At 47.5% G+C, this 8452-nt stretch carries 6 protein-coding genes; 4 read left to right on the forward strand and 2 right to left on the reverse strand.

Features of this window, described 5'->3' with window-relative positions; translation table 11 throughout:
• The first annotated feature begins 1 nt into the window (after position 1).
• The 4 genes from Q0986_RS16805 to hpnI all read left to right on the forward strand — a co-directional run bounded on the left by Q0986_RS16805 (position 2) and on the right by hpnI (position 3782).
• Positions 2-865: a ferritin-like domain-containing protein gene (locus tag Q0986_RS16805; RefSeq protein ID WP_299413041.1), complete on the forward strand. Its 864-nt coding sequence runs from the start codon at positions 2-4 to the stop codon at positions 863-865.
• 30 nt (positions 866-895) lie between these two features.
• Complete coding sequence (hpnK, locus tag Q0986_RS16810) at positions 896-1771, forward strand: hopanoid biosynthesis-associated protein HpnK (RefSeq protein ID WP_299413044.1); 876 nt, start codon at positions 896-898, stop codon at positions 1769-1771.
• 68 nt (positions 1772-1839) lie between these two features.
• Positions 1840-2601, forward strand: coding sequence for an EamA family transporter (locus Q0986_RS16815; RefSeq protein WP_299413047.1), 762 nt, complete (start codon positions 1840-1842; stop codon positions 2599-2601).
• 23 nt (positions 2602-2624) lie between these two features.
• Positions 2625-3782, forward strand: a complete 1158-nt coding sequence (gene hpnI, locus Q0986_RS16820; protein ID WP_299413050.1) for a bacteriohopanetetrol glucosamine biosynthesis glycosyltransferase HpnI — start codon at positions 2625-2627, stop codon at positions 3780-3782.
• Positions 3783-3815: 33 nt separating this feature from the next.
• On the opposite strand, the gene Q0986_RS16825 is transcribed toward hpnI, so the two are convergent.
• Together Q0986_RS16825 and radA are read right to left on the reverse strand one after the other, a co-directional pair.
• Positions 3816-6494: an ATP-binding protein gene (locus Q0986_RS16825; protein WP_299413055.1), complete on the reverse strand. Its 2679-nt coding sequence runs from the start codon at positions 6492-6494 to the stop codon at positions 3816-3818.
• A gap of 335 nt (positions 6495-6829) precedes the next feature.
• On the reverse strand, positions 6830-8293 hold the full coding sequence (radA, locus tag Q0986_RS16830) for a DNA repair protein RadA (protein ID WP_299413059.1): 1464 nt from the start codon (positions 8291-8293) through the stop codon (positions 6830-6832).
• Positions 8294-8452: the final 159 nt, after the last annotated feature.

Consider the following 8452-nt stretch of genomic DNA (forward strand, 5'->3'; position numbering starts at 1 on the left):
AGTGATGATCAAACTGGGCAGCAGGGACCATAAACAACTGTTCTGTCGTAGCTTTTTAGACACCTATTTGGATTACGAGCCAGAAACCTTACCCTGGCCGGATCTCGATCCCGTTTCCTTGGAGCGCTTACGCGGAATTCCCTTTTGGCGGGAAGCGCTCTTAACGGAAAGTGAAGCCGGGGTGATGGTGAGTGCGTTTGCCGAAACCATCACGGACCCCTTAATTAAAGAAGCCGTTGCGCTTCAGGGCCGAGAAGAGCATCGCCATGCCCGTCTATTGCGGCATCTGATTGAGCGCTATGACATTGACGTGTCCCCCCTACCCGAGATTACCGTTCCTGATCAGATTGAAACGGCCTTTACGGATTTTGGCTTTGGCGAATGTTTGGATTCCTACTTTGCCTTTGGCATGTTTGATTTAGCGCGCCAAGCCCAGTACATGCCGGAGAGCGTATTTAAGATTTTCGACCCCATTTTGGATGAAGAAGCCCGTCATATTGTCTTTTTCGTCAATTGGGTGACCTATCTGCATATTCAACAAGGTTGGCATCTGGAAGGGCTACGCAGTTTCCGAGCCCTTTGGCATTATGGAAAAGCATTAAAGACCTTAGTTCAAGCCTTTGGCGGCAGCGCGGAACAGCAGGAAGGCAAGCCCTTTACGGCTTCTGAAGCTGGACATTTTATGGACGATTTAACGGCCAACCAGTTTTTTAAGACCTGCTTGGAGGCCAATCACCAACGTATGCAACGGTTCGATGAGCAATTGCTTCAACCTCTATTGATGCCTCGGTTATCCAAGTTGGCTTTGACCTGTTTGCGCCTCTGGCCCAGTCGCGAGCCGGTTCCATCGGTCCAGGGAGGCTAAGATGCCCAATTGGATTAGGATAGAGCGGCAATGACATCCCCACGTTATGTAATCGTCAATGGTGATGACTTTGGATTTTCCCATGGGGTAAATGAAGGTATCATTCAAGCCCATACCGAAGGTATTCTCACCAGTACCAGCCTGATGGTGACGGGGGACGCAGTTGACGAGGCGGTTGACCTAGCTAAACAGCATCCCAGTTTAGGAGTTGGGCTGCATGTGGTGTTGGGCTGTGGCAAAGCAGTACTGCCTCCTGATCAAATTCCCCATCTAGTGGATGAACAGGGGCGCTTCCCAGATAATCCGGCTCAGGCGGGCTGGCGATACTACTTCAATCAGGCTGCTCGCCGAGAACTGCACCAAGAAATTGAAGCCCAACTTCAGCGCTTTCTAGCGACAGGTCTGCCTCTTTCCCATGTGGATGGACATCTACACCACCATGCCAATCCCGCCGTCCTTGACGTTTTGATGGCTTTAGCTCCGAAGTACAACATACCGATTATTCGACTTCCCTATGAAGAGTTGACCTATACCTTAAAGGCAGATTCCCAGGGCTGGTTAGCTAAGGGATTAGGCTGGTCCGTGTTTCGACTGCTGCGTCGTCATGGAGAGCTGGTGCTTTCGGGCCAAGGGATACGGTATGCTGAGCGGGTCTACGGGCTTTTGCAATCTGGTGCTGTAACAGAGTCCTATTTGCTGGGATTAATTCCCCAAATTCAGGCCAATGTTGTGGAGCTGTATGCCCATCCTGCAATCCCATATCCTCACGAACCGATTAATGGGCCTGAAGGTGCAGGGGAGCGGGAGCTGGCGGCGTTACTTAGCCCATCTGTCAAAGCGCAGCTCCAGGCCGGTGGATTTCAATTAACCAATTATCCTGAACTCATCGCTTCAGCCGCATTTTGATCAATTTCCTGCTTATCTTCCTGCTTATCTCTACTCAAGTGCTCGGTGATATTTGGCTGAGTCGGGGGATGAAAGTATTTGGTGAGATCACGTCGTTTCATCTTGATGCCCTTGGGCAGTTAGCAGGCTATTTATTCACCAGCCCTTGGATTGGTTTGGGGGTCGTCACCCTAACGATTTCGATGCTCATTTATCTGGTGTCCCTCACCCGACTGGATATGAGCTTTGTGCTGCCCATGCATGCCTTTAGCTATGTTCTCAATGCCCTGATGGCTTGGCTTATTCTGAAAGAGCCTGTCTCTTTGGCTCGGTGGCTAGCGGCAATCTTTATCTCCTTGGGCGTGTTTATTGTGGGCTGGAGTAAGCGGATTGACGATCGCAAAGCTCAGCTGCAGCAAGATGCAGATCCCAATATCAAATCCTCCTGGATGCTGCTACTGCCCTTGAGTTTTTACCTACCCAAGATGTGGTTAGGGATATTGGTGCTGGTCTTAGCAGACTGTACGGCGGATATCTTAGTGGCCCGTGGCGTTAAGAAAATTGGCAAATTTTCAGCTCGCTCTTTGACCTCAATTTTACAGTGGCTGAAAAGTGTATTTGTGAATCCAGGGGTATTAATCGGGGTTGCAAGCTATACCGTTTCGTTTTTGATGTTTATTTCCCTCTTGAGCTGGGCTGATATTAGCTTGGTTCGCCCAGCTACCGGATTGGGCTACATTATCAATCTCTGTGGTGCCCACTTTATCTTGAAAGAGCATATTTCTCCGGGACGACTAGCTGGCATTATTGTCATTGGTTGGGGTGTGGGCATTATTTCTTTAACGGGTTAGGCCCCTGTTTCCATGTTGGGTGTATGACTGCTTATCTTCCTTGGCTGATCTTTCCGTTTTGCTGCACGGCGGTGCTGTATTACTGCTATGCCATTTATTCGACGGTCGATTTTTTCCGTCAAAACCATCCGGTTAATCCTGACTTTCATCCTCCAGTAACCATCCTCAAACCCCTGTGCGGTGTGGATGTAAATACCTATGAGAATTTAGCCTCCTTTTGCCATCAGGATTATGCCGAATATCAAGTGATTTTTAGTGTGCGCGAGGCCACAGATCCGAGCCTGCCGATTGTGGAGCAACTGATTCAGGCATTCCCTGGTGTAGATATTGAGTTAGTGGTGTGCGATCGCACCATTGGCACCAACCTTAAAGTCAGCAACTTGGCCAATGGGGTGGAGAAAGCCAAGCATGATGTAATTGTGCTGGCAGATTGCGATATTTTGGTTCAACCGGATTATTTACAGCAAATTGTTCAGCCCTTGGCTAACCCTGAAGTGGGCGTGGTGACTTGTCTCTATAATTCCTGGGCTAAGGGCTGGCTAGCCGGATTTGAAGCCCTGGGGATTGCCACCCGCAACCATGCCAATGTACTCGCGGCCCATAAGCTGGAAGGCATGCATTTTGCCTTTGGCTCTACCATTGTGATCCGGCAAGCGGCCTTGGCCAAGATTGGTGGATTTGCAGCCTTAGCCGATCACCTAGCTGATGATTTCCATATGGGCAATTTGCCGACCCAGGTAGGCTATCAAGTCGTGTTATCCCCCTATATTGTGGAACATCAACTCACCACAACCCACCTATCCGAATTTTTTCATCGCCAAGCCCGCTGGGCCACATGTATTCGAGTGGAACGGTTTTGGGGATATGTGGGATTGTTATTCACCTTTGGGACCACGAGTGGGCTGCTTTTTTTATTAGCCACTCAGGGGTCTCTGTGGGGATGGTCTGTTATGGCCACCATGCTAGTGACTCGTTGGTTAATGGCTTGGGTGATTGCGATTTACTATCTTCGAGATCGAGTGGCTCAGAGATTCTGGTGGTTGTTGCCCATTCGAGACTTTGTCAATTTCGTGATTTGGTGTTGTGGCATGGTGGGTACAACAGTGGAATGGCGCGGATATCGATATAAGTTAGGTAAAAATGGCAAACTTTCCCCGATTATTATGGCTATGCGTCAATAAAGGGTATTTTTGTCCAACAAAAAAGCCAGAAAGCTAAGGTTGGGAGAGGATGTTGAGATCTTCCAAGGCTTCTAAGATCAGGTCAAACCGATAGGCGCTGACTAACTCGGCGAGGGTCTGCGTCAGGCGAGCATATTGATCGGGAATTTGAGTGAGCAGTTGCTCAATTTGAGGGGTATCTAGAGATTGAGACGCTTTAATAAGCTGAAGTTGCCAATCTAGGGGTAGATGTTTAAGGTCTTGCAAAATCGCAACATTGTCTGCAGAGTTGGGGGCCGAGGGGAGTTGGCTAGATGGGGCTGCCTGGATAAACTCTACTGGCAAGTGCTGGGCCATTTGTTCCCATATTTCGGCGGTGCGAAAGGGCTTGCAAACAAATCCATCGAATCCGTATTGCAAGGCTTGGTTGCGATCGCAATCAAATATATTCGCTGTGAGGGCAATGATAATAGGTGGATTGGCCGTTTCTTTAATCTCTCTTAGGGCGGTCCTGCCATCCATAACGGGCATTTGCACATCCATCCAAATCAAATGAGGTTGCCATTGCCGATTCTTCTCGACGGCCTCTTGGCCATTGGTGGCTTCTTGGGTGTCAAACCCCACTGAAGAGAGTAGATGGACCATTAATTGGCGATTTTCCTTTTGATCGTCAACCACTAGAATTCGCCATGACGTTTGCGTTTGGTCTGCAACCAGTTGGACAAAATTTGTATATTGAGGTTCTTGAGTTTGTGGCCGCTGGGTCTGTGTCGTTTGGATCGTGCAATAAAAAGTGCTCCCTTCCTCTAGCACACTCTTAACGGCAATATCCCCTCCCAGCAGTCTGGCAAATTTGCGGCTAATGGCCAAGCCAAGTCCTGTTCCTTCTTGGCTCTGTTGCCCTGTTCGGGTTTGTACAAAAGGAGTAAAGATCTCTTCCAAAGCTGAGGGGGCGATGCCGGGGCCAGTGTCGCTGATGGCAAATTGTAAACCTAGGGACTCGTCAGAATTTTGGTTCTCAAGGACACGGACATTGAGCTTGACGTGGCCTTTTTGCGTAAACTTAATCGCGTTCCCCAATAGATTGATCAGGATTTGCCTTATTTTGATTGTGTCGGTTTCTATATAGTGAGGGATTTTCGACTCACTGAAAAAGGAAAGCTTTATCCCCTTAGCATCAGCTTTTGCCCGCATCATAGATTGCAGCGTATCCAACAGTTCTGGCAGATCTAAGGTGGATTGGTGAATAACAGTGTGTCCTGCTTCAATCTTAGAGAGTTCTAAAACATCGTTGATCAGTGTCAGTAAATGTTCACCACTGCGATTGATAATGCCAACATGGTTTTGGTGGGCTTCAGCTAGGTTACCTTCATTTTGAAGTAACTGGCTAAACCCCAGAATGGCATTTAAAGGGGTTCGAAGTTCGTGACTCATATTAGCGAGGAACTCTGTTTTGGCATGGTTGGCGATTTCAGCTTTTTCTTTCGCAGTTGCCAGTTCTGCAGTTCTTTGATTTACACGCTTTTCGAGGGTGTGTTGTGCCAATTTGAGTTTAAATTGATTGGCCCGTAGTTCCTGCTCAATTTGCCTTTGCCACCGAATGGAACAGATTAAAAATAGGATTGTGACGGAGCCAATTAAGAAAATGATGACAATAACAATCAGTAACTTTTGATTTTCTTTTAACCAAGACACGTCTTGATTAATCACCCGACTACCTGACGGTAGATTATCTAGGGATAAGCCTGCGCGTTTAAGCATTTGGGCATCAAACATCCACAGATTTTTTGATTTAATAATTGGTGGAATTTGCTCAACGGGCTTGCCGTTTAGGATTTGGAGTGCTAGTTCTGCAGCTTGTTGGGCGTGAAGATTTCCATCTAATACTTTTCCACCAACAACCCCTTCGCCAAGCAAGAAGGAACTGTCAACGTAAATGGGGTTGGGGATGGTCTGAGAAAGGAGATTCGTTCCTTTTGCATAGTCAAGGAGCGGACCTCTGAGGGATCCTCGTCGTAGTTGTCCCAGCATAAAGATCGGCCAATGCTCAGGGTATTGCCTAATGCTCTGATTGATCCGTTGGGGAGATAAATCAACTAAACTGATGATTTCTTGGGGCGCTTGAGGATGATTACGCAAGGTCTCAATCCGTTTGAGATTGGCAACTCCCGTAGCGGTGGAGTCACTGATCAAAATGATGCCATTGGCATTGTTTTGGCGGACGCCTTCTAGAATCGTTTCTTCTGTACTATGGTTCTCAAAAACGCCTGTCATTCCTGGACGATTGAGTAGGGCCTCACGGACGTGGTTCAGACCAAAGTACACAAGGGGAGTCTGGGGTAGAAAGGTACGGCGATATTCCAAGACGATGTCTAAGCCTGGATCATCGCCGACCATCAGGAGTTGAATGGGGGTATCTTTATATTTCTGCCGCAAATAGCTTAGATATTCTTGTTTATGAGGGGCTTGTGGATACCGCTTGAGATCTAAATACTCGTGGAAGATACGGAGGTCGCGATCGCTTTTTTGAAATCCTTGATCAATTCCCTCTTTTCCTTGTTGGGTCCAGGATAATTCAGCGTGATAGGAGTGGATAACGAGGACGTTTTCACTGGCATTGGTCGGTGATGAAGATAGACTGACGCTTGCAAAGGTCAAACTAACCGGTAGCCAAAATAGGCATGCAGAGGTTTTGAGGGGGGCTTTAACTAGCAGCTCCCCAATGTTGTGCAACCGTATTTTCCTAATGGCCATAGATTATTAAGTGATGCGATAACCCTCTCTGAAAATGGTAATCTCAGCTACCTGAAAACTGCTCTAAGAGAATCAATTGTTATCTAGTTCTTGGGGTAAAAGCAGATAAATGCGCAAGATTCCTGATATTGGCTTTTTTATTCAGCTACCAGTATGCCCAAATCGAATCTAGATGGCTCAGACAAAATGATTCTTTACACCAGGAAGAGGGGGTATGGCACGGGAGTAATTTGATTTAAGCCGCATGGATCACAGATGTAGGAAAACACCTCACCCGATGAAAACAGAATGCTTTGGGCTTGATGCTGTTCGAGCTACTGTGCTGATGAGCCACCTGGAAGGGCGGCCACAATCGCATCAGCAACTCGGGTGACGGGAATCACTTCTATATCCAAACTGGGAAAAGACTGGCCTTTGGGGATAATGGCCCGTTTAAATCCCAGTTTCAGAGCTTCTTTTAGGCGTAATTCAGTTTGTGAGACGGAGCGGACCTGGCCGCCCAATCCTACTTCACCAATTACGACGGTGGTCGGGTCTACCAGGCGATCACGGAAGCTGGCTGCGAGTGCGATCGCAACTCCAAGATCTGCCGCAGGTTCAGCCACACTCAACCCCCCGGAAGAGGCCACATAGGCATCCAGTTTAGATAGAGGAATGCCCAGCCGTTTCTCTAAGACGGCTAGAATTTGCAGCAACCGATTATATTCAATCCCTGTCGTTGAGCGGCGAGGCGAACTGTAGCTGGTGGGGCTAACCAAAGCCTGTAGTTCCACCACAATGGGACGGGTGCCTTCACAGGCGACGATGGTGGCGGTCCCAGGCGATACCGCTTCGCGATCGCCCAAAAATAACTCCGATGGATTTAAGACTTCCCGCAAGCCCCGATCGATCATTTCAAATACACCCACTTCATGAGTCGCACCAAACCGATTTTTGACGGATCGGAGTAATCGGTGATTGGCAAATCGATCCCCTTCAAAGTAGAGCACCGTATCAACAAGATGTTCTAAAACCTTGGGACCTGCGATTGCCCCTTCTTTCGTGACATGGCCAACGATAAATAATGTAATGTGGTCTCGTTTCGCCAAGCGCATTAGAGCTGACGTACATTCCCTCACCTGGGCAACGGATCCAGGAGCTGAAGTTAAAGTGGAGAAAAATAGGGCTTGAATACTATCAATAATGGCGACTTGAGGTTGTAGAGAATCTAGTTCTTGCAACACCATTTCTAAATCCGTTTCCGGCAACAGGTATAAATCGGCATTCGCGGACTTATTTTTAGGTTTGGAAGATTGATTCGAAGTTTCTTTATTTGAATTTAAGGTTCCAATTCCCAAGCGCTGGGCACGCAATTTAACCTGTTGGCCAGATTCTTCTGCGCAAACGTAGAGAACCGTTTGCCGTGCACTTAGAAAGTTGACAATTTGCAACAAAAGGGTGGATTTTCCAATCCCTGGATCACCGCCCACCAACACCAAGGAACCGGGGACAATGCCGCCGCCCAATACCCGATCCAGTTCGACATAACCTGAACTAAACCGCTGAATTGGCTGTTCAGAAATTTGGGTTAACGTCAAGGATGAAAGAGCTTGAGGAGAGGTGTTTTGACGTTGGCGATGTCGTTTTGCCAAGCGAGTTCCGTCAGTTGCCGTCGGTGTATTTGGCACCACTTGTTCCACCAATGAATTCCAGGTGTGACAGGAGGGACATTTGCCAAAAAACTGAGGAGAAGCTGCACCACATTCTTGGCAAATGTAATGAGTTCGTATCTTTGCCATATAATTCTTAAATAAAATTGAACTGTAAATATTCTTAAAGTCTTTAGTGTGAAAGCATTTCAGCGTTTTTTCCTGTTACTAACTTCATGCTAACTTAATAACAGAGGACTAAAATTTAACTTTTAGAAATGACTCGCAATTAAGGAGCATTACGGAAAT

Origin of the sequence: Acaryochloris sp. IP29b_bin.148 (assembly GCF_028285565.1) — a bacterium.
Lineage (GTDB): Bacteria > Cyanobacteriota > Cyanobacteriia > Thermosynechococcales > Thermosynechococcaceae > Acaryochloris.

Bases quoted from the DNA above. Each gene is read 5' to 3' on its own strand.
- Q0986_RS16815 (WP_299413047.1), top strand. From the start codon at position 1,840: ATGAAAGTATTTGGTGAGATCACGTCGTTTCATCTTGATGCCCTTGGG.
- hpnI (WP_299413050.1), top strand. From the start codon at position 2,625: ATGACTGCTTATCTTCCTTGGCTGATCTTTCCGTTTTGCTGCACGGCG.
- hpnK (WP_299413044.1), top strand. From the start codon at position 896: ATGACATCCCCACGTTATGTAATCGTCAATGGTGATGACTTTGGATTT.
- radA (WP_299413059.1), bottom strand. From the start codon at position 8,293: ATGGCAAAGATACGAACTCATTACATTTGCCAAGAATGTGGTGCAGCT.